The sequence below is a fragment of the Geminicoccus roseus DSM 18922 genome, assembly GCF_000427665.1.
Classification (GTDB): Bacteria; Pseudomonadota; Alphaproteobacteria; order Geminicoccales; family Geminicoccaceae; genus Geminicoccus; species Geminicoccus roseus.
In genome coordinates this window covers 50,010-70,258 of sequence record NZ_ATYL01000003.1, presented here as the reverse complement: position 1 = coordinate 70,258, position 20,249 = coordinate 50,010, and the positions used below count along the sequence as shown (strand labels likewise).

General features: G+C 64.4%; 18 protein-coding genes. 11 read left to right on the top strand and 7 right to left on the bottom strand.

The window, feature by feature from the left end:
* Window positions 1–11: 11 nt before the first annotated feature.
* Complete coding sequence (locus GEMRO_RS34535; protein ID WP_169728282.1) at window positions 12–875, top strand: formyltransferase family protein; 864 nt, start codon at window positions 12–14, stop codon at window positions 873–875.
* A 113-nt stretch (window positions 876–988) separates the two neighbouring features.
* Entirely contained in the window at window positions 989–1,330 is a 342-nt protein-coding gene (locus GEMRO_RS0100320) for an STAS domain-containing protein (protein ID WP_035484348.1), read from the top strand.
* Window positions 1,331–1,363: 33 nt separating this feature from the next.
* Here the strand turns inward: GEMRO_RS0100320 and GEMRO_RS26520 are convergent, their stop codons facing one another.
* The 3 genes from GEMRO_RS26520 to GEMRO_RS33840 all read right to left on the bottom strand — a co-directional run bounded on the left by GEMRO_RS26520 (window position 1,364) and on the right by GEMRO_RS33840 (window position 3,907).
* Window positions 1,364–1,891 (bottom strand): ureidoglycolate lyase, encoded by a 528-nt coding sequence (locus GEMRO_RS26520; RefSeq protein ID WP_169728281.1) that lies wholly within the window; start codon window positions 1,889–1,891, stop codon window positions 1,364–1,366.
* Window positions 1,892–2,654: 763 nt separating this feature from the next.
* Window positions 2,655–3,689, bottom strand: coding sequence for a replication initiator protein A (locus GEMRO_RS26515; protein WP_051328511.1), 1,035 nt, complete (start codon window positions 3,687–3,689; stop codon window positions 2,655–2,657).
* The gene (locus GEMRO_RS33840) at window positions 3,686–3,907 is read right to left on the bottom strand and encodes a hypothetical protein (RefSeq protein ID WP_157505354.1); all 222 of its coding nucleotides are present in this window, start codon (window positions 3,905–3,907) and stop codon (window positions 3,686–3,688) included. Before GEMRO_RS33840 ends, GEMRO_RS26515 begins: the two co-directional genes overlap by 4 nt.
* Window positions 3,908–4,087: 180 nt before the next feature.
* Between GEMRO_RS33840 and GEMRO_RS0100305 the strand changes: the two genes are divergently transcribed.
* The 3 genes from GEMRO_RS0100305 to GEMRO_RS0100295 all read left to right on the top strand — a co-directional run bounded on the left by GEMRO_RS0100305 (window position 4,088) and on the right by GEMRO_RS0100295 (window position 9,087).
* Window positions 4,088–4,549, top strand: coding sequence for a YcgN family cysteine cluster protein (locus tag GEMRO_RS0100305; protein WP_240476551.1), 462 nt, complete (start codon window positions 4,088–4,090; stop codon window positions 4,547–4,549).
* A 725-nt stretch (window positions 4,550–5,274) separates the two neighbouring features.
* Window positions 5,275–7,791 (top strand): GumC family protein, encoded by a 2,517-nt coding sequence (locus GEMRO_RS0100300; protein ID WP_157505352.1) that lies wholly within the window; start codon window positions 5,275–5,277, stop codon window positions 7,789–7,791.
* A gap of 207 nt (window positions 7,792–7,998) precedes the next feature.
* Complete coding sequence (locus tag GEMRO_RS0100295) at window positions 7,999–9,087, top strand: ABC transporter ATP-binding protein (RefSeq protein WP_027132443.1); 1,089 nt, start codon at window positions 7,999–8,001, stop codon at window positions 9,085–9,087.
* 45 nt (window positions 9,088–9,132) lie between these two features.
* Here GEMRO_RS0100295 and GEMRO_RS33835 read toward each other — a convergent pair whose 3' ends face one another.
* Entirely contained in the window at window positions 9,133–10,572 is a 1,440-nt protein-coding gene (locus tag GEMRO_RS33835; protein ID WP_169728280.1) for a sugar transferase, read from the bottom strand.
* A gap of 681 nt (window positions 10,573–11,253) precedes the next feature.
* Here GEMRO_RS33835 and GEMRO_RS26505 point away from each other — a divergent pair.
* From GEMRO_RS26505 to GEMRO_RS0100270, 4 genes are all read left to right on the top strand, one after another.
* Complete coding sequence (locus GEMRO_RS26505) at window positions 11,254–13,542, top strand: GumC family protein (protein ID WP_035484344.1); 2,289 nt, start codon at window positions 11,254–11,256, stop codon at window positions 13,540–13,542.
* 85 nt (window positions 13,543–13,627) lie between these two features.
* Window positions 13,628–15,055 carry an O-antigen ligase family protein gene (locus GEMRO_RS0100280; RefSeq protein ID WP_240476552.1) on the top strand — a complete coding sequence of 476 codons (1,428 nt, stop codon included), beginning with the start codon at window positions 13,628–13,630 and terminating at the stop codon, window positions 15,053–15,055.
* 299 nt (window positions 15,056–15,354) lie between these two features.
* Entirely contained in the window at window positions 15,355–16,128 is a 774-nt protein-coding gene (locus GEMRO_RS0100275) for a glycosyltransferase family 2 protein (RefSeq protein ID WP_027132441.1), read from the top strand.
* 183 nt (window positions 16,129–16,311) lie between these two features.
* Window positions 16,312–16,494 carry a CsbD family protein gene (locus tag GEMRO_RS0100270; protein WP_027132440.1) on the top strand — a complete coding sequence of 61 codons (183 nt, stop codon included), beginning with the start codon at window positions 16,312–16,314 and terminating at the stop codon, window positions 16,492–16,494.
* A 166-nt stretch (window positions 16,495–16,660) separates the two neighbouring features.
* On the opposite strand, the gene dps is transcribed toward GEMRO_RS0100270, so the two are convergent.
* Window positions 16,661–17,149 (bottom strand): DNA starvation/stationary phase protection protein Dps, encoded by a 489-nt coding sequence (gene dps, locus GEMRO_RS0100265; protein WP_027132439.1) that lies wholly within the window; start codon window positions 17,147–17,149, stop codon window positions 16,661–16,663.
* 282 nt (window positions 17,150–17,431) lie between these two features.
* Between dps and GEMRO_RS0100260 the strand changes: the two genes are divergently transcribed.
* The gene (locus GEMRO_RS0100260; protein ID WP_027132438.1) at window positions 17,432–18,385 is read left to right on the top strand and encodes a glycosyltransferase family 2 protein; all 954 of its coding nucleotides are present in this window, start codon (window positions 17,432–17,434) and stop codon (window positions 18,383–18,385) included.
* Between the two features lie 20 nt (window positions 18,386–18,405).
* On the top strand, window positions 18,406–19,410 hold the full coding sequence (locus GEMRO_RS0100255; protein ID WP_027132437.1) for a glycosyltransferase: 1,005 nt from the start codon (window positions 18,406–18,408) through the stop codon (window positions 19,408–19,410).
* An 85-nt stretch (window positions 19,411–19,495) separates the two neighbouring features.
* On the opposite strand, the gene GEMRO_RS33830 is transcribed toward GEMRO_RS0100255, so the two are convergent.
* Window positions 19,496–19,669 (bottom strand): hypothetical protein, encoded by a 174-nt coding sequence (locus GEMRO_RS33830; protein ID WP_157505346.1) that lies wholly within the window; start codon window positions 19,667–19,669, stop codon window positions 19,496–19,498.
* Window positions 19,670–19,757: 88 nt separating this feature from the next.
* Window positions 19,758–20,150 (bottom strand): dihydroneopterin aldolase, encoded by a 393-nt coding sequence (locus tag GEMRO_RS0100245; RefSeq protein ID WP_027132436.1) that lies wholly within the window; start codon window positions 20,148–20,150, stop codon window positions 19,758–19,760.
* Window positions 20,151–20,249: the final 99 nt, after the last annotated feature.

Here is a 20,249-nt window from a genome sequence, read left to right as displayed (position 1 = left end):
AGACCGGGCTATTGCGAATTCTTGTCTGCACCAAGGCAGATCTACCAAGCCTGATCGCAATGAACCGGCTCCTCCCGGCCCTTGCGGGGCATGAAGTCGAACTGCTGCTCACCGAGCGCACTCGGCCGGCGGAGCGAAGTGCTCCCGAGCTGGCGACGCTCAAGTTTCTTGAGCGTGACCTGCCCCTGACGATGCTGTTTCCAATCCTTGAGCAGGAGGGACGGACCAAAAATCGCCTGCGGACCTTCCGGGAACTCGCGCGCGACCTGACAATCCCCATGGCATCGATCGACCGTATCAACGATGGCGACGGGTTCGGCCGGGCCCAAGCTTTCGAGCCTGACCTCGTCATCTCCAGCCGATTTAGCCTGGTCTTCCGCAAGGCGATGCTGGAACTGCCGCGCCATGGCATTCTCAACCTGCATCCTGGGCCCCTGCCGGGCTATGGCGGGCTCTTCGCCATCTTTCAGCAGATGCTGGCAGGATGTCCGGAGATCGGCATCACCCTGCACCTCGTCGACGCCGGCATCGATACTGGCCCGGTCGTCACGATCCGGCAGATGCCGATCCAGGCTGGCCGATCCATGATGTGGCACGTGCTCCGCGCCTATCACGAGGGCGTCGAGGCAATCCTCGATGCGGTCGCGCATCTCGATCGAGAGAACGCCCTGGTCGTGTCCGCTCAGGATCCTGGCCAAATGCGCTACTTCAGGCTTCCGGATAGCCTTCAGTTCACGGCATTCGCCAAAGCCGGCCTCAGCCTCTACGATCTCGAGGAGTATGCCCGGGATCTCGAGCAGTTCTTCGGCTTGCCGCGAAGCCGGATCGACCGGCTGATCGAACGGTGTCCGCCGATCCCTGCGGCAGTGACCTGATCGGGCCGGGGTGGCAGTTGCCGGGGGCGCCAATGCGCTGTTACTGGCTTCCCGGGAGGCCCATCCGCTCGGACGGGCTCGCGAGAAGCCAGTAACAGGAGCGGCAAACGGCCATGGAGTTGAGCAGTACGCTTCACGAGGATGTCCTGGTCGTCTCGGCGTGTGGCGACCTGAATGCCGTCTCCTGCAGCAGCCTGGAGAAGGAACTCACCGCTCAGGCCGAGGCGGGGCATGCCCGGATCGTGCTGGATCTGGCAGAGATCCGCTATGTCTCGTCGGCTGGCCTGCGCGTCTTCCTGGTCAGCGCCCGCAAGCTTGGCAAGCAAGGCTTCATTCTGGCGCGGCCAACCGAAGCGGTAGCCCAGATCCTGAAGATGACCGGCTTTGACCGGATCGTCCGGGTCGAACCAAGCCTGGACGCTGCCATCGCGGCCGCCCAACCGGATAGTGCGTGAAGCACCGAATTCGCCTGAGCCGAGGTTTTCCGTTTAGTCGGTGGTACCTTCGCCAAGCAGGAAGCTCTGGTCCCGCAGCGCCAGTTCGATGCAGTCCCGTGGCTGGCCGGATTTGAACGACTGGACCAGGAACACCCCCGCCGCATCGCCCTCGAAGAAAATTGGAAGGTGCCAGACGTTGCGGGCGTAGATCACCCCCTGTTGCGGCCCCAGGCGCACGGCGCGCAACTGATCCAGATCCGGAACGCCTTCCTGGTCAGGTGCCATCACGATGATCCAGTGCCCTACACCCCCCACCGGCAGGATCAACTGCTCACTGTCAGGATGCTTCTCCAGAAGCTCCACCCTGAACGGCAGGCATCTCGGAGCCACCTCGAACAGGGCGGTAGCCAGTTCCAGACCGTCGTGGTGGTCAAGGCTTCCAAAGGAATAGCGCTGGGCCCTCCCTTGGTTGACCACGTCCGGATCACTGAGCCCAGTTCCGACGAATCGACAGAGGTGGGCGAACTCCTCGGCCTCGGAGAGGCCAGATATCCGGCGACAGATCGCAACTTGGCGCACCCATGTCTCCACTCAAGGTAGCGCATTCCCGGATCAGCCCATGGCCGCTCCAGGATCTGGGCGCTTTGGTTGGTCAGGCCCTGCCATGATTGATCGAGCGGCGCCAGCAGAGGTGAATCATGGCACCGGTGCGCGGAAGCGATCGGAGGTCATACCCGCGGGAGCCGTTAGAGAGTTAAAGAGTTCTGTTGTTAGAAAGTTAGAGCTTGGGTTTCTATAGACATTTCAGCTAGTTAATAGCTTTTTCTGTGAATGATGTACCGAGCTTTCGTGGATGATGTACCGATCATGTCCGTGAACGAAGTACCGAGCTTTGGTGGATGATGTACCGAGTATCCCATCTCTCAGGCTCGCATGGCATGTGAATGAAGTACCGTGCTTTGTCAGCCTGTGACCGTCGCGACGGGAGCAGGGAGTCGAGAGATCGGTACTTCGTTCACGAACGCGTCGCACAGGCCCCACATCCGTGAGGCTGCGACCGTGATTCCTGCAGCCGCCACCCGGAATAGAGCCCTGCGGTGCCCTATTGGACCGGCCCAGTAAGCGACATCACCACCCGGAACCGGTGAATGATGTACCGAATGTGCCAGGATGGCGTGAATGATGTACCGGATCGACCCCTGCTGCTGCGGCCGACCGGTCCGAGACGGTACATCGTTCACGGCTCAGGATCCGGGCAAGCGGCACAGCATTCAGATGGAATCCGGCTTACGAGCGTGAACGATGTACCGAATCCCGGCAAATGTGGACGATGTACCGAACCTCACGCCGCTGCGCGCGGGGAGAACACCACCAGAAGGCGCTCATTGGATGCCCAGCGTCGTCCATCGAAGCCGTCATCCTCGACGGCCTGTCGATCGGCCGGGTCGAAATTGATCGCGATGTGGTAGTCGGGCAGGTCGTCGTCCTCGACGATCTTGCGCAACTGCGGCTTGAAGAAGCGCGCCTCCATCACCGACCCGCATTTATCGATCAGCTTGGGCAGGGAAATGACCCAGCGCGCCTGGAAGCCGCAATGCTTGCGAGCCAGCTCGTAGAGGCGACGCTTCAGGCCCATGCTGATCTGGAAGTACTCCGGGCTGATGGTCAGAACCCGCCGATCCTTGACGATCGCCCGGAACATCCAGTCGTTCAGCGTGATCTCGCAGCCGGCCATGATCTTCTTGCCGGTGCGGGTCTTGCGCTCGAGGACGCGGAACGTTTCGATCCAGCCGAAGCCTCGCCGCTCCTTGGTGTCCTGCGATTCGATCGTCGTGACGATGGTGGTGGAGCGCAACCGGTAGATCGCATCCAGCAGCAGCTCATAGCCGCGCTTGCCAGAGCCGCGGCCGGTCACCTGCAGAAGGTTATGGGCATTGAAGCGCACGGTCTTTTCGACCGGCATGCCACGTTCGATCCGGTCGTTGATGATCGATGCCAGGTAGATCAGGACATCCTTGTCCCAGATCGTGGCGATGCCGCGGTCGCCTGGCCGGATCTCGACCCGCACCTTGCCATCGTCGTAGATCATGGGCTTGGTGCGCGGGGTCTTCTGCAAGGAGAAGAACGGGAACTCCATGAGCGCCCGGTCATCCTTGAACGGCGCGCTGATCAGGCTGTCCAGGAACAGGTCGACCTGGCGCTCGGCACCATCGCTGCTGGCAAGGGAAGGAAGTCGGCGCTGCGGCTCCCCTTCCGCCGCCGGGCGCCGCCGTGTCCGATCGCGCGGAGAGGCTTCGGGCGGTTGCGGTTCCGCGCCGGCAGAGGCGGGAGTGTCTTCGGGAACAGCCGGGTCCGTGTGGACGATGTACCGACTCATCGATCCTCGCCCTTGAACTCGTGACGACGACGATCTCGAATCTCAGCAGCGTCAACCCGGTAGCCGGCTCTTGCCAATGCATCCAGGACCAACGCACGCATGGTGGTTTCGTCCTGGGCGACCCGAACCCGCAGCTGCCGGAGCACATCGACCGGCAGCAGCACGGTGAGCTTGCGATCGGGAGGACCGCCATCCGGCGGCGGAACAGCGAATGCCATAGGCACGTACTTACGGCAGTAGTCTCTGGACTGTCCACTCCTCGCGGGAGAAGTTGGCGAATTTTCCGCGCAGATGGTTGTGGGATCCTGGCTCTGGGCCTAGGTCGCCTCCAACGAGACCATATCTGATCTCCAGCTATCCGCACCGGCGGAAGGTCTCTGGCACTGGAGAAGTTTGACATGAGTGGCCGCAATCGGAGGATGCGGATCCGGCCGGCGATGGCGGGAGCGTTCTGGCGGACCAAGAGCCTTGAGGAGATGACCAAGCCGGAATGGGAATCACTCTGCGATGGCTGTGGGCTGTGCTGCCAGATCCGCGTGGAGGACGAGGATACGGGCGAACTGGCTCTGACCGATGCCGCTTGCCGCCTGCTCGACCTCTGCACCCATCGCTGCAGTGACTACGTCCACCGGCACACGAAGGTTCGCGATTGCGTCGCGATCACGCCCCAGAACGTGCACGAACTGAACTGGCTTCCCCATACCTGCGCCTACCGCCTCGTCGCCCACGGCTATGATCTGCCTGACTGGCACCATCTCATCTGCGGCGATCCCAAACGGGTGCATGAAGAGGGTCCCTCAATGCTGGGTGAACTGGTCAGCGAGGAGGAGGTGGACTGGGAGGCTGATGACGAGCGCTGAATGTCGGACCGGGTGCTTGACGAATCATTTGCAAGAACCATGAAGTGTGCGCCTAAGATGTTGTAAAACACGATCAGGTCGCCGAATACATATAGATAAAAATCTCGTTGTTGGATTGGCCGCAAACCCGATATACTTTCTTGTGTAGGAAAATATCTCATTGTTTGAGCTGATTTCAGCATCGAGTTGGGAAGAAGCGTCGATATTCGCTGTTCGTCTATAAAAGAAGCTTTGTCCGTTCCTCCCCATCTCGGTGAGTTAGGTAATGAGGGGGAGGATGCTCACGGGATCGCTTCCTCGCAGTATTACAGAGCAGCGATGCGAGAAAGGCATGGCTTTACCGATTGGCCGCGGCGCTGATCTCGAGATTTGCAATCTCCGCTTCTCAAGATCGATGACTGACGTGTGACCGGAAACCACAGGATCATCAGCCGGGTGCGCAGGATAGCCACACCCTGTTCCAATGAGTGAGATCGCCGCAGGTCCATCGACTGCCGGACACTTCCCACTCATACGCATTCGCTGATATGAACTGTTTTGGGTGCAGTGCAGCGAACGGAAGCTCCGAACTGGAAACGCCTGAGAAGAAAGCGCTCCCCGAGAGGGTGTTGCCTGCCGACTTCGAACCGTGTCTTCCGGTTTCCGCTCGCTGAGCATCCGATCACGACCGCCGGGAGCGTCGCTTGATGCTTCGGACAACCCCCTGACGTGATGTGACCGTGATCATGGCCGACGATCAGCTCCGCTATCCTCCTCAGAATCAGGCTGCGTATCGCGCTGCCGAGTATGAAGGCGAGGCGGATGGCCCCAACCTGGGGCAGCTCGCCGCCGCCCTGTGGCGCCGCAAGACCATGATACTTGGCGTCATCGTGCTCGGCACGGGCCTCGCCGCCCTGGCGGGCGTCTCGATGACGAAGAAATACACGGCCAAGGCGATGGTGGTCGTTCAGGGCCAGAGCTCGAACGTCGTCGACATGCAGCAGGTCGCTGCCGGCCTGGAAGCCAATCCGACCACGGTCGAGACGCAGATTCGGGTCCTGCAGTCGGCCCCGGTGGTCGACCAGGTCATGACCCGCTTGAATCTGTTCACCGATAGCGAGTTCCGGCCCGCCCTCGAGGAGGGCGACGAGGGGCAGGTCCTGGTCTTCACCCTGCCGGAGCCGTGGAGCGGCTACCTTGCGACGGCAACGTCGTTCCTTCCGGACAGCTGGCTGATCGCCACGGGTCTCGCCAAGGAGCCCCTGGTCTCCAACGACCTGATCCAGATGGCGGCACTGGACGCCACCGTTGCCGTGCCGGCGGCGGGATCGGACGGGATGATGGAGGCTTCGGTGGATCCAGCGGCCGGGCAGGCAGCCGTTCCGTCCTATTCCGGATCGTCTCGCCTTACTCCCGGGACGCCGGCGCAGCAGGCCGGACCGGTTGGCAGTGCTGCAACGGCCGGAGAGTCGTCGCTGTATGCTGCGGAAGAAGAGGCGTTGATCGATGTCGACCCCCTGCGGCAGGTTGCACGCAGCAAGTTCCTGAAGAACCTGAGCGTATCTCCGGAAGGCCGTTCGTTCGTGATCGGCGTGGCATTCACCTCGGAGAACCCGGACAAGGCTGCGCGTGTCGCCAATCTGGTCGCCGAAACCTACGTGCAGAGCCAGATCGACCAAAAGCGCCTCACCACCAGTCAGGCAGGCGACTGGCTGGGGCAGCGGGTGGAGGAACTGCGCGAGGAACTGGAGACGGTCGAGGCCAAGATCCAGCAGTACCAGATCGACCACAGTCTGACTTCCGGCAACCGGACGGACCTGACCGATCTGCAGCTTACCGACATAAACCGCGAACTGCTGGCCGCCCAGGCCCAGCTCGCCGGACGGGAAGCGCGGCTGGCCTTCGTGCGCGAGCTCCGCGCCCAGGGACAGCCGCTCGACACGCTGCCCGAGGTTCTGGCGTCGCCGCTGGTCCTGCAGCTTCGGGCCCAGGAAAGCGAGCTTGAGCGCCAGGAGGGCGAGCTGCGCGCGACCTTCGGGGCGAAACACCCGCGCGTCCAGCTGATCGCCGCGGAGAAGGAGAAGCTGAACCGCAGCGTCGACGGCGAGATCGAGCGGATCATCGCCAACATGGAGAACGAGGCGAAGGTCAACGCCGCGCAGATCGAGGTCATCCAGGAGAACCTGGGCCAGGTCCAGGGCCGCAGCGGCGAAGGCATGGTCGCGGAAGTCGGCCTGCGCGAGCTCGAGCGCGAAGCCGCTTCCACCAAGCAGCTCTACGAGAGCTTTCTCCAGCGCTACAAGGAGACCCGCGAGCAGCAGCAGATCCTGGACTCGGATGCCAAGATCCTGTCGGCGGCACAGCGCCCGGTTGTGCCGTCCACCCCGGGCCTTCCGATCTTCCTGGCCGTCGGCTTCGTGGCCTCTTCGCTGGTCGGCAGCATGGGCGCCCTGCTCCTGGAGCGGATGGACAAGGGGCTTCGTTCCGCCGAGGACGTCGAGCGCTATCTGGGCCTTCTGCGGATCGGCCTGATCCCGCAGACCAAGGAGATCTCGGCCAATCGCCCGGTGTGGCGCTTCCTGCGGGACAAGCCCCTTTCCGTCTTCGCGGAGTCGGTCCGGGGCGTGGGCACGGCCATCCGTTTCGCCGATGTGGACATGCCGGCCCGCACCATCCTGGTGACCTCCTCGGTGCCGGGCGAAGGCAAGAGCCCGCTGGTGCAGAGTCTGGCCGTCGTCGCGGCTGCTGCCGATCACCGGGTGCTGCTGATCGACCTGGACACCCGCCGTCCGGTGCAGGGCAAGACCTTCGGCGTCGAGCCTGCCAATGGCATCGTCGAGATGCTGGGCGGCGAGGCAGCGTTCGAGGACACCGTGGTCCGCCACGAGGCCTCCGGGGTCGACCTGATCCTGGTGCGGCGCCGGCCGACCAATCCGGCGGCGCTCATGGAAAGCCGCAAGCTGCGAGCCTTCATTGAGGAGGCAAAGGAGAACTACGACTACGTCGTGATCGACTCCCCGCCGGTGCTGGGCGTGAACGACGCGCTGCTGCTCTGCCCGATGGCTGACGCGGTGGTCTTCGTGGCGCAGTGGGCCGAGACGAAGCACCAGCTGGCCTTCAATGCCGTGCAGGCGCTGCGCGGCGCCCGCGCCAAGCTGCTGGGCACCGTTCTGACCAAGGTCGATGTCAAGAAGCACAAGCGCTACGGCTATGGGGATGCCGGCGAGTATTACGGGACCTACAGCAAGTACTACTCCGAGTAAGCTTCGTTATCGACGCTGATCAGGTTCACGCGAGCGCGCCCATTCTCCATCATGCCGGAGGATGGGCGCATTGCTTTTGCGGGTGCAGGACTTCCACCGGTCTGGGGGGTCTTGAAGTATCTATCGTCATTTCTCCACTTCACGAGGCGTGAATGCCTTGCTAGCTTCGCGCTCCGTTAGAAGCCCGCAGGTGGGATACGCTTCCCGATGGACGGCCAGAGCATCACGCTTGATCGTGTGACCATGCGGTTCGGCACATTCCTTGCCGTGGACGATGTCTCCCTGCAGGTTCAGCCCGGCGAGTTCTTCAGCTTTCTTGGCCCCTCCGGCTGCGGCAAGACCACCATCCTCCGGATGATCAGCGGCTTCATGGAGCCCTCGGCCGGCCGGGTCCTGATCGGGGACAAGGACATGGCCGGCATCGGCCCCAACCGGCGCCCCACGGCGTTGATCTTCCAGAACCTGGCCCTGTTCCCGCTGATGAAGGTCTGGGAGAACGTGGCGTTCGGCCTGGAAGTGCGTGGTGTCGATAAGGCGGCACGGCGTCGGCGCGCCAATGAACTGCTCGAGATGGTCGCCCTGGCCAACCAGGGAGAGAAGCTGGTGTCCGAGCTGTCGGGCGGCCAGCGTCAGCGGGTCGCGATCGCCCGGGCGCTTGCGGTGGAGCCGTCAGTCCTGCTGCTCGACGAGCCGCTTTCCGCGCTCGACCTGAAGCTGCGCCAGCACATGCGCGCCGAACTGCGCATGCTGCAGCGGCGCACCGGGGTGACGTTCGTGTACATCACCCACGACCAAGGCGAGGCGCTCACCATGTCCGACCGCATCGCGGTCATGAGCAGCGGGCGGATCGAGCAGATGGGCACCCCGAGCGAGGTCTATAACCATCCCAGCACCGCGTTCTGCGCCACCTTCGTGGGCGAGAACAATGCTTTTCCTGGTCGGGTGGTGGCTGTCGATGGCGAGATCGCCGCCATCGACACGCCAATGGGCCGGCTGTTCGGGCGCCGGGACAGCGCGACCCGGGAGGGCGACCCCGCAATCCTGTTCGTTCGGCCGGAACGCTGCCATCTCGGCGAGGCTTCCTCCTCCGGCAACCGGATCGACACCAGGGTCATCCGGCTGGATCTTGAAGGAGCCTACACCAACCTCGTCGCCGAAGGGCCGGACCGCGAACTCACGGTTCACCTGAGCGGCGATGCAGGGTTCGCCGGCGTCGCTGAAGGTGGGCCGGTCACGATCGGGTTCGATCCGATGGCAGCCCTGGTGCTACCGGAAGGCCGCATGGCCCGAGCCTGAGCGGTCGCGGCCCATCGGCGCGGCCGGATCGAGGATACCCGGCTTCTAGGCAACGGCCTCGGGGCCCACATCCTCGCGGGCGTTGAATGCACCGGCGCTGCCATGGTTGTTCAACCAGGCGCGGGCCTCGTCGATCGACGCCTGGTTGACCTTCTCGCCGAACACCACCATCCGTACCGTCCAGGCAATGATCTTGAGGTCCAGCCATGGCGATGCGTGGCGGATGTACCACAGGTCGAGGGCCATCTTGTCCGGATTGGACAGCTGGTGGCCGCCATTCACCTGGGCCCAGCCGGTCAGGCCCGGGCGCAGCCGCGAGCGCTCCCATCCCCCATCGGTGAGATCGGCCAGATCACGCGGCAACAGCGGGCGAGGTCCGATGAACGACATGTCGCCCTTCAGGACGTTCACGAGCTGCGGGATCTCGTCCAGGCGAGTCCGGCGCAAGAACCTTCCCACCATCCCGGTGCGCTCGCTGTCGCTGAGCAACCGGCCGTCCGGACTGCGCGGCGACCGCATCGAGCGGAACTTCAGCAAGGTGAACGGCCGCAGGCCATGTCCCGGCCGCACCTGACGGAACAGGACCGGATGGCCCATCTCCACCATCACCAGGAAGGCAGCGAGCAGGGAGATCGGCGCCGTGAACAGCAGCAGGGCGGCGCTGGTGGCGATATCCAGGAGGCGCTTGATCTCCAGCCAGCGGGGCGCCCCGATCGGCATCGGCTCGTCGGCCGTGGCGATCACGCCGCCACCCCCCAGCCGCAAGGACAGGAGGTCCGGCAGCGAGTCGATCTCCACGCCGTGGCGGCGCGCAATCCCACCCAGCCGGCTGACCAGGCCTGGCGGCAGGCCCTCCAGCGGCTTGGTCACGATCATGCGCTCGGCAAAGATCCCGTGGGTTTCCAGGTCGACCAGGACCTGCTCCAGGTCCTCGGCGCCTCCCAGGACCGGCACGCCATTGAAGGAGCGCCCGACCAGGTGGCCCTGGTCGCACAGGATGCCGACGGCGTAGAAGGCAGAGCCCGGTGTGGCGTCCAGGGCATGCAGGTAGATCGCCGCACCCTCCCCAGTTCCCAGCAGCAGGACCGGCGTGCGGTGCCGGAACAGCCTGCGGTCGCCCTTGCGGGTCATGTACCAGCGATAGATGAAGCGGGAGCCGGACAGCAGCGTCACCAGGACGAACCACTGGATGAACGGGACAGAGCGTCCCACCCCCTCCAGTCGCCCGATCACGAACATGGTCGGCACGAACAGGAACACGGCAAGCGTGGCCGCGCGCACCACCGCCATCTGGTCGGCGGTGGAGCTCCAGCGCCACACGCTCTTGTGAAGGCTGAGGGAGAAGAACACCACCGCTGCCAGGCTGGCGAAAATGCCGGTGCCGAGAACGAGGGCGTAGGTGTTCTCCGGCGTCCAGACCTCCGGCGCGCGCAGCAGCATGGCAAGGACGAACGACAGCGCCGCCATCAGCGTGTCGTGCGTCAAGATGATCGCTCGCCGGCCTGCGTGACCTGACTTCGTCGCCATTAAGAAACCCGACATCGGCGAGAACGTCTCCGGCTTTAGGTGATGGAACAACACGCTCCATCTCGACAACTGGGAAGATCGAAACCGGAAGGAATGATGCTCCTCCTCACGGCTCCGTGAACCATGGCTGCGCCGCCTCCGGGCCTGGTGCCATGTCCACCGAGGCAGTCTGAGCACGAATGGGCCGCTTTCTCAACGCCACCTACCCGCGCAGCGCTATCCTGTACTGCACGATTGTCGCCTTACGGTGACGACCATCACATCAGAAGTGTGTATAGGGGCGCTGAACCTGGTCAAAGCCACGCGGCTTTACGCGGAGCCGGTGCTTCGGGTATGAGCGCCGCTGAACTCGACGGGATACGGCGGTCGACGCATGTCCATGACGTGTGAAACCGGGCAGGACTCGTGTGAGGGGATCGAGCCGACAGGATTGCCATATAGGGTGGCGGACGGATCGTCCTGCGCCCTGATGTCCGGTGTGGATGTACCCCAGGGTGCATGTGACACTCGACACCGTAGGAAGCATGCTTATCTGCTAGCATTATTCCTGTCGGAAGCTACAACTTTCGTGAACGTTTCGTAACCTCTATGGTGGCGGGCCATGCTGCACGCCGCAGGAACGCAACTGGTCGGAGCGCGATGAACGCCAGCAACATGCAGAACAGCGGCAACACCATCCGTCGTGGCAAGCGCGGTGCCGCCTCTGCCGAGGACGACCAGGACTCGATCGACCTGGGCGAACTGTTCGGTATCCTCTGGCGGCGGAAGTGGTTGATCGCTGCCCTGGTCGTTCTCGGCACCACCGCCGCGACGATTGCGGGAATGCAGGTCGAGAAGCGCTATACCGCCACCGCAGCGCTGATGCTCGAGCCCAAGGACGAATCGGTCGTCAACCTGCAGCAGGTCGTCGCCGGGCTGACCGGTGACCTGCCGGCCCTCGCCACCCAGGTGCGGCTGCTGACCGCGCGCGACCAGATCGCGCGGGTCATGGACGACATGAACCTGTTCGAGGATCCGGAGTTCAACCCGGCGCTGGACCCCGAGAACGAGCCGAGCAACCTGGACTATGCGGTGGGTGGTCCGGTGGAGCGCCTCCTGGCGCTGCTGCCGGAGAACCTGCTGATCGCGAGCGGCCTGGCCAAGGAGAAGCTGCCTGTCCTGGAGAGCGAGGCGCCGACCCTGAACCGTCAGGCGGCGGTGGACCGCTTCGCCCGCAACTATCAGGTCAAGCTGGACGACCCCTCCTACGTGATGCTGGTGTCCTTCACCTCGGCCGATCCGCAGAAGGCGGCGGACGTCGCGAACCGGGTCACCCAGATCTATGTCGAGGAGCAGGTCGCCTCGAAATCCGCGGCGACCACCAAGGCCGCAGGCTGGCTCGACGAGCGGCTGGCCGCGCTGAAGGAGGAAGTCGAGTCCGCCGAGCGCGAGGTCGAGCGGTTCCGCGCCGAGAACGACATGGTCTCGACCCGCGACATCACGCTGAACGACCAGCAGCTGGCCGACCTGAACCGGCAGCTGATCGAATCCCGCGCCGAGCTTGCCGGGGCGGAGGCCAAGCTTCGGCTCGCCCGGGACATGGGCCAGGGAAGCGCTGGCCTCGACACGATCGCCGAGGTGCTGAACAGCCCGGTGATCATCGCCCTGCGCAGCCAGGAAAGCGACCTGCTCCGCCGCGAGAACGAGCTGAAGCAGCAGTTCGGGGCGCGCCATCCGCTGATCCAGCAGATGGCCACGGAGAAGCAGCAGCTCTACGGCAAGATCGCGGCCGAAGTCGCCCGCATCAGCTCCAACCTGGGCAATCAGGTCGAGGTGATCCGAACCCGGGTGGCGACGCTCGAGAACGAGCTGGACAAGGCCAAGGGCACCACGGTCAAGGACCGCGACGCCGAGATCAGGCTGCGTGAACTGCAGCGACAGGCCGACGCCAGCCGCGCGCTCTACGAGCAGTTCCTGCAGCGGTCGAAGGAGACCCGCGAGCAGCAGCAGCTGATCGAGGCGGATGCGAAGATCATTTCCGTGGCGGCGCCGCCGGACAAGCCGTCGACCGCCGGTCCCCGGCTGTTCGGTGCCGTCGGCTTTGCCGGCAGCCTGGTCGTGGGTTCGCTGCTCTCGCTGCTCCTGGAACGGCGCGATCGCGGCCTGCGCTCGTCCCGGCAGATCGAGCGCCTGCTCGGCCAGCAGCCGCTGGCCCTGGTGCCGCGCCTGGACCGCCTCAAGCGGAACCAGAAGCCGCATCAGTACCTGATGGCGAAGCCGCTCTCGGCCTACACCGAATCGATCCGCTCGGTGCTGACGACGCTGAAGCTGTCCTCGATCGACAACCCGCCCAAGGTGATCCTGGTCACCTCGTCGCTGCCCCAGGAAGGCAAGTCGACCTTCGTCGCCAGCCTCGCGACCTTCGCGGCCCGCTCGCAGAAGAAGGTCATCCTGGTGGACCTCGACCTTCGCCATCCCTCGGTGGCGCGGGAGCTCGGGCGGCCGGTGGCGGCCGGCATCGTCGAGTTCATGGTGGGCGACCGCACCCTGGACGAGGTCGTCCAGCACGACCCGGCCAGCGGTCTGGACTTCCTGCCGGTCAAGCGGCAGACGGCGAACCCGACCGATCTGCTCGACAGCCAGAAGATGCGCCTGCTGATCGAGACCCTGCGGCAGACCTACGACTACGTGTTCCTGGACTGCGCGCCGGTGATGAGCGTGACGGACAGCCGGGTGGCTGCCCTGCTCGCGGATCAGGTCGTGTTCTGCGTGCGCTGGTCGAAGACTCCGCAGGACGCGGTGACCCTGTCGTTCGAGACGTTGCGCCAGACCAACGTCCCGATCGGGGGCGTCGTGGTGACCCAGGTGGACGTCAAGAAGCATGCCCAGTACGGCTATGGTGACGTCGCCCAGTACTACGGCAAGTACCAGGACTATTACGTGAACTAGCCTCGATCACCGGGGGGCGCTCGGAGCGCCCCCCGGTTCTCGTTGGCACTCTGGTCCGAACAGTAGGACGACCGCCTTGGCGCTTGTGTTGAACCTGCCGAAGATCGCTCCGCTGCGAGGTCTTCCCACCGGCAATCCGGTCGTTCGCCTGCTGCTCGACCTGTTCTCGTTCGAAGCCCTGTTCGTCCTCTTCCTGTTTGCCGGCCGCTACAAGGCCGATCCCCGTTTCGCGTTCATCCCGATCGACCCGACCATCCTGTTCCTGGTGGCGAGCATCGCCGTCGGCCTGGTCCTGATTTTTCAGGAAAAGCTCTACCTCCCGGGTGCCTATGCCCTCGGGGTGTGGACGGTGTTCCTGGTCTACATGTGGATCGGCCTGATCTGGACCGAAGGCCGCATGTATGGCCGCGAGAAGCTCATGCTCGCGACCATCACCGACACCTGGTGCCTGATTGCCGGCGCCCTGATCATGGCGAATTCGAGGGAACGGGTGCGCCGGTTCATGCGGCTCGTGGTGCTCTTCGCGATCTGGCTGGGTGTGGAGGCCCTGCTCGCCTGGGCGAGGCAGGGGTTCCAGGGGCGCCTCCTGATCAACAATGGCGACAACTACCTGGGCTTCGGCCGGGTCTGCGGCATGGGTGCCATCATCGCCTGTGCGTTCTGGGCCACCAGGAGCGGGCTGACGTTCGCGCGGATCGGCCTGATGGCGCTGCTCGGCATGTTCATGCTGGTGCTTCTGATCGGCGGCGGCCGCGGGCCCCTGGTGGCCGGGGTGGTGCCGATGCTGCTGATCGCGGTGATCGGCTGGAAGGTCACCCGGGGCGGGCGGGTCCGGGTGATGAAGATGCAGATCCCCATCCTGCTGGCGCTGGTGGCGATCGTTGGCGTCATCATCTACGCCTTCACCTCGCCCGACGCGGACCTCGGCACCTTGTCCACCCTGGCGCGGTTCCGCGGGCTCCTCAGCGGCAGCGAACTGGCTAGCTCGTCCGACTTTCGGCGCACGGCCAATCTTGAGGCGGCCCTGGAGTGGATCCCGCGAGCCCCGATCTTCGGCCATGGCATCGGAAGCTGGCCGATCCTGGTCCATCACGGTGATTTCCAGGATCATCCCCACAATTTCATCCTCGACATCATGTTCGATTTCGGCCTCGTCGGCCTTGCGATCATGATCGGTGTGTTCTGGGCCTGCCTCCGGAACATCTCGGTCCACCGCCTGCGTACCGACCCCCTTCTGCTCGCCTCGGCGATGCTGTGCATCAACGTGCTCATGAACGCGATGACCTCGGGCGACCTGCCCGAGAACCGCCAGGTTTTCGTCATGCTGGGGCTGCTGCTGATGCGTTCGGAGGAAGACGAGGAGGAGGAAGATGTCCTGGACGGCGAGGACGATGAGCCTGCGGGTGTCCATCGCCCCTGGGTGGTGGACGATGCCGACGATGAGCTGGCGGCGTTCCGCCACCTTCGCCCCCGGGCATTCGACGACACTGACGCGCCGGATGCACGGGTCTAGGGACTTCTCTCCAGCGTACAGGCGCGTATCCCCATCACCCCCGTTGAGCTGGACCCAAACGAGGTGCTAGGGCCTGGGCGTCCCAGCTGAGCGCCGTACAGGTAGTTCGATGATCTTCCATGGTGGTCCATGGTCCAGACCGGAAAACGGAGTGCCCGGTGCTCCGGATTGGGACCGCAGCCGCCGCATGACTCGCCGTCGACCGGAAACGTCTCGGGGTCACGATCACTTCCCTCCCCCAGATGCCTGGCATCCTTATCCCGATCACTGGCCGCACCGAGACGTGAGGTTCCCTATCCGTGTCGCAGAACGCCACCGTCTCCATCATCATGCCGTCGCACAACAGCGCGCGTTTCATCGGCGAGAGCATCCGGTCGGTCCAGGCCCAGGACTTCCGGGATTGGGAACTGCTCGTTTCCGACGACGGGTCGAGCGACGATACCTGCTCGATCGTGCGCTCGCTCCAGGATGACGATCCCCGGATCCGGCTCCTGGCCTCGCCAGTGAACCAGGGACCGGCGGCGAGCCGTAACGCGGCGCTTTCCGTCGCCCAAGGCCGCTATGTGGCGTTCCTGGACAGCGACGATCTCTGGGCGCCCAGCAAGCTCAGCAAGCAGCTGGCTTTCATGCGGGAGCGGGACGTCGCCTTTTGCCACACCTACTACACGGCGGTGAACGAGGACGGCGAGCGTTCGGAGGAGGTCAGAAAGGGCCTATCGAGCGTCACCTATGCGGACCTCCTGGCCCACCGGACCACGATTGGTTGCCTGACCGTGATGTTCGATACCGAGAAATGTGGCCGGCCGCTGATGCCCGACATCCGGCGTCGGCAGGATTACGCCCTGTGGCTCAAGATCCTGAAGCAGGGTGTGACCGCCGAACGGCTGGAAGAGCCGCTGGCATTCTACCGTGTCCGCAGGAACTCCGTCTCCCGGAACAAGATCCGGGCGGCTTGGTATGTCTGGCGGGTCTATCGCGAGGTGGAAGGGCTCAACCTCGCCAGGAGCCTCTACTATTTCGCCCATTACGGCATGTATCACCTGTTCCCGACCCGCAGCCCTGCCAGTTCCTGAACCGCCAGGGTGGAACCATCCGGCGCTCCCGGCACGCCGGATCGGCATTGCCTGCTCCACGTCGCATTTCCGGCCGGTCATGAAGGGATCGCGTGTCCGTGACCGCTTTCGGGCCGCTTGACTGGAACGCACCATCCCTAGGGACGTTGTATTGACGTGAGCAACGCTCGAAAGGAATACAGGATGTCATCCGGAACCGCCGACAAGGTTAAGGGCAACGTCAAGGAAGCGGCCGGCAAGGTCACTGGTGATCAGCGCCTCGAGAGCGAAGGCAAGGCCGATCAGGTCAAGGGTGATGCCAAGAAGGCTACCGACAACGTGACCGAAGCAGCCAAGGGCGTCCGCGACAGCGTCAACAAAGGCTGATCACTCCGACGGGCATGAGCCCTCAGGACGATTGGAGGCTGGCCCGCCCCCGGAAGGGGGTGGGCCGGTTCCTTTTTGTGGAGCGTCCGCCCGGTGCGCGGCGGAAAGGATGCCCCAAGCTCTTCCATGCTTGCGGCATCCCGATGGTCCGACCGGTCGAGCCTGGTCAGTGGCTCTCCTGGACATGCGCCTCGAGGAACCACAGGGCCTTGTCGAGATCCCGCGATGCCTGGGTGAAGATGTCGGCGGTGGTGGGATCGCCCGCTTCCTCGGATTCGTCGATCGCCTTGCGGACCATGTTCGCCACCGCGCCGTAGTGCTCGATCAGCGCCTTGAGGTGGTCGGCCACCGCATAGATGTCCGTCGGGTACGGTGCGAGCGAGGAGTTCTTGGCGACCGCCTGCAGGCTGCCCAGGGCGGTGCCCCCGAGCTGCGTGACCCGTTCGGCGAACGTGTCGACGTGACCGTCGATCTGGGTCCGGAAGCCGTCCAGCATCTCGTGCACCGCGATGAACTGGGGCCCTTTCAGGTTCCAGTGCGCCTGCTTGGTCAGCAGCGCCAGATCGATGGACGCGGCGAGGTTCTTGTTCAGCAGCTCGATGACCGTCGCCTTGACGTTCGAGGGGGTGTCGTTCTTCGTGGAATGGGTCTTCATGAAGGCATCTCCTGGAGTCGCGGCCGGTGCACCGCCGCGACGACTTCGGATGTCTACCAACGGGAAAATGCCCCAGGCGTTCCGTGAAACCTACCGGTTCTCCTCACGCGCAGGCCGGCAGACGGCGCCGGAAGTGCGTCCGCGGCACCCCGCCTGGGTGTCAATGACGCACCCGATGGCGCACGAGGGGAGGTGTCGCTTTTCATGGAAGGCTTCCCAGACTACACACCCTGCGCAAGGGCCGCCCGAGCGCGGGCCCGCCATTGGACAGCACGGAGTGTCATGTCGGTCGATCTGTCGATCATCGTCCCGGTCTACAACGAGGAGGACAATGTCCTCCCGATGTACCAGGCGATCCGTGATGCCATCGCCCCGATCGATCGGGAGGTCGAGCTCGTCTTCGTCGATGATGGCTCGCGCGACCGCACGGTCGAGCGGCTGAGTGAATTGCCGAGGCACGGCAAGCCGAAGGTCCGCATCGTCAAGTTCCGCCGCAACTACGGCCAGACCCAGGCGATGATGGCCGGGATCGATGTCGCGAACGGCAAGGTGCTCGTCACCATGGACGGTGACCTGCAGAACGACCCGCGCGACATCCCGCGCTTCCTGGAACAGATCGAGGCCGGCCACGACCTGGTGGTGGGATGGCGCAAGGACCGCAAGGACCACTGGTCGCGCGTCCTGCCCTCCAAGGTCGCCAACCGGCTGATCGGCTGGGTGACCGGCGTGCCGATCAAGGACAATGGCTGCTCGCTCAAGGCCTACCGGGCCGACCTGATCAAGAAGATCCCGCTCTATTCCGAGATGCATCGCTTCATCCCGGCCATGAGCTCGCTCGCCCGGCCGAAGATCGCCGAGATCGTGGTGCGTCATCATCCCCGGATGCATGGATCCTCGAAGTACGGCTTCTCGCGGATCTACAAGGTCTTCGTCGACCTGATCTCGATCCGCACGATCCTGACCTTCGCCCGCTCGCCCCTGATGTGGCTGAGCGGGTTGACCATGGTCACCCTCCTGCTGACGCTGTTCGCTGCGGTGTCCGCGGTGGTCTTCGCCGATACCTCCTATGCCGGCTCGTCGGTGGTCTTCGCCGGCGTGACGCTGCTGTTCGGTGCCCTGTCCCTGTTCCTGATCTTCCTGGCCTTTCTCGGCCAGTTGATCTGGGGCGCGCGCTCCAAGAGCCTGGCCCCCTTTGTTGATCTCGCCGTCCGCCCAGCCGGTCGGGAAGTCCAGTGACCCAGCCCTCCTCGGATCTCATGACCCGCACCACCACCCCTACCCTCCCCGACGAGAGCGTCCTCGGGTCGCCCGAGACCGGCCCGGCCGACTTCGCGCCGGCCGACTTCCAGCTGTCGGTGATCGTGCCGGTCTCCCGCGAAACCGAATCGATCCTGCATCACCACGAGCGGCATGCCGCCGCCCTGGCCGAGTTCGGGCCGGTAGAGTTCCTCTACATCGTTGACGGGCAGTTCCCGAAGACCACCTCGGAGCTGGAGAAGCTGGCGCGCGATTCGGACCATACGGTCCGGGTGCTGGTGTTCAACCAGACCTTTGGCGATTCCGCGGCGCTATCGGTGGGTTTCAAGCGCGCTCGGGCGCCGCGGATCCTGACCCTGGTCCCGGAGGCGCAGGTGGATCCTGCCGACCTGCCGGACCTCGTCCGCGGGCTCGAAGCGGCCGACATGGTGGTGGCCAAGCGGAGCAGCGGGGTCGGCGGCTCGGTGTTTGGCGTCGGCAAGATGGAATGGGTGCTCAAGCGCATCCTGCAGTCGCCGTTCGCCGACCTGCGCTGCCGCGTGCGCGCCCTAAAGAAGGAGGTGGGCGAGGAGATCGTGCTCTACGGTCACCAGCACCGCTTCTTCCCGCTGCTGGCTCTGCGCCATGGCTTCAAGGTGGTCGAGAAGTCGGTGCGCCCCGGGGGGGGAACCCCGCCCCGCGACACCAATGCACCGCTCGACTATTCCCTTATCCTGGACGTCGTCACCGTCTTCTTCCTGCTGAAGTTCCTGAAGAAGCCGTTCCGGTTCTTCGGCGGCTTCGGCCTGGCGGTGCTGGCGCTTGGGCTGCTGGCGACCGGATGGCTGATCTTCACGAGGCTGGCCTTCGGCACGCCTCTGGTCGACCGTCCTGCCTTGATCCTTTCATCACTGATGGTGGTCCTGGGCGTCCAGATCATCGCGGTGGGCCTGATCGGCGAGATCGTGACCTTCGCCTACACCAAGGACATGCGTGAGTACCGGATCGACCGGATCATCGAGTAACGGGAGCCATTGCGGGCTCACCTCGTAGATGGGCCGGTTTCCTGCGGGGCGATGATCCCCGCAGGGAGCGTCGGTTCCGCCTGGCTCAGATGACGCCGACAAAGACAAGGACCATGGCAAGGATGGCGAGCGCCACGCTGATCATCAGCACGTAGCGCATCCGCCCCAGCTTGCGGCCCTGGCGCGCATCGGTCGGTGTCTTGACGGCGTTCGAATCGTGCCGCCCTGGCTCGGACACGCGGCGATCGGTGGCAGCCATCGTCGTTCTTTCCTCATTCCATCCTGTACTTCGGTGGAACGGCCCGCTCGTGGCAGGGTTCCGGGATAGGCGCCTCCCGGGGCGGCATTCAGGCGCGCCGATCAGCGGCCGGCCGCAGCCCCGCTCGATGACGGATTATCTCGACCTCCGGCACCGCCCGCCCGCCATAGATCGCCAGCTTGGCCAGCCGGACCCGGCAGCCCTCGACCTGCGGATCCTCGAGCACGAAAACGATCAGGTCTTCGGCCCAGCTTTCCAGGAGCGCCTGGTGCGGCCGGGTCGGCCAGACCTCGGTCAGATGCGTGAACAGCCGGTGATAGTCCAGGCAGTCCTGGTAGCGGCCGCTGGTGAAGGCCCCGGCATCGCGCCATGCTTCCACCTCGATCTCGACCGGCTGGGTGCGGCCGTGCTCGTCGTCGAACACCCCGATCGCGAGGTCGAGCACGAGGCCCTTCAGCCGGATGATCTGCCGATCCCGCAAGCGCTCTGTTCCTTCGGTCCGTGAGGTGGTGCGGGGCTTTTGGACCTGGGTTTCCGTCCAAGCTAGTATCAAATCTCCCCGGAGGCGGCAGGAGGCGAC

Excerpts from the sequence above, each read along its gene's own strand:
- GEMRO_RS0100320 (WP_035484348.1), top strand. The coding sequence starts at position 989 with ATGGAGTTGAGCAGTACGCTTCACGAGGATGTCCTGGTCGTCTCGGCG.
- GEMRO_RS26515 (WP_051328511.1), bottom strand. The coding sequence starts at position 3,689 with ATGAGTCGGTACATCGTCCACACGGACCCGGCTGTTCCCGAAGACACT.
- GEMRO_RS33840 (WP_157505354.1), bottom strand. The coding sequence starts at position 3,907 with ATGGCATTCGCTGTTCCGCCGCCGGATGGCGGTCCTCCCGATCGCAAG.
- GEMRO_RS0100305 (WP_240476551.1), top strand. The coding sequence starts at position 4,088 with ATGAGTGGCCGCAATCGGAGGATGCGGATCCGGCCGGCGATGGCGGGA.
- GEMRO_RS0100300 (WP_157505352.1), top strand. The coding sequence starts at position 5,275 with ATGGCCGACGATCAGCTCCGCTATCCTCCTCAGAATCAGGCTGCGTAT.
- GEMRO_RS0100295 (WP_027132443.1), top strand. The coding sequence starts at position 7,999 with ATGGACGGCCAGAGCATCACGCTTGATCGTGTGACCATGCGGTTCGGC.
- GEMRO_RS26505 (WP_035484344.1), top strand. The coding sequence starts at position 11,254 with ATGAACGCCAGCAACATGCAGAACAGCGGCAACACCATCCGTCGTGGC.
- GEMRO_RS0100270 (WP_027132440.1), top strand. The coding sequence starts at position 16,312 with ATGTCATCCGGAACCGCCGACAAGGTTAAGGGCAACGTCAAGGAAGCG.
- dps (WP_027132439.1), bottom strand. The coding sequence starts at position 17,149 with ATGAAGACCCATTCCACGAAGAACGACACCCCCTCGAACGTCAAGGCG.
- GEMRO_RS0100260 (WP_027132438.1), top strand. The coding sequence starts at position 17,432 with ATGTCGGTCGATCTGTCGATCATCGTCCCGGTCTACAACGAGGAGGAC.
- GEMRO_RS0100255 (WP_027132437.1), top strand. The coding sequence starts at position 18,406 with ATGACCCGCACCACCACCCCTACCCTCCCCGACGAGAGCGTCCTCGGG.
- GEMRO_RS33830 (WP_157505346.1), bottom strand. The coding sequence starts at position 19,669 with ATGGCTGCCACCGATCGCCGCGTGTCCGAGCCAGGGCGGCACGATTCG.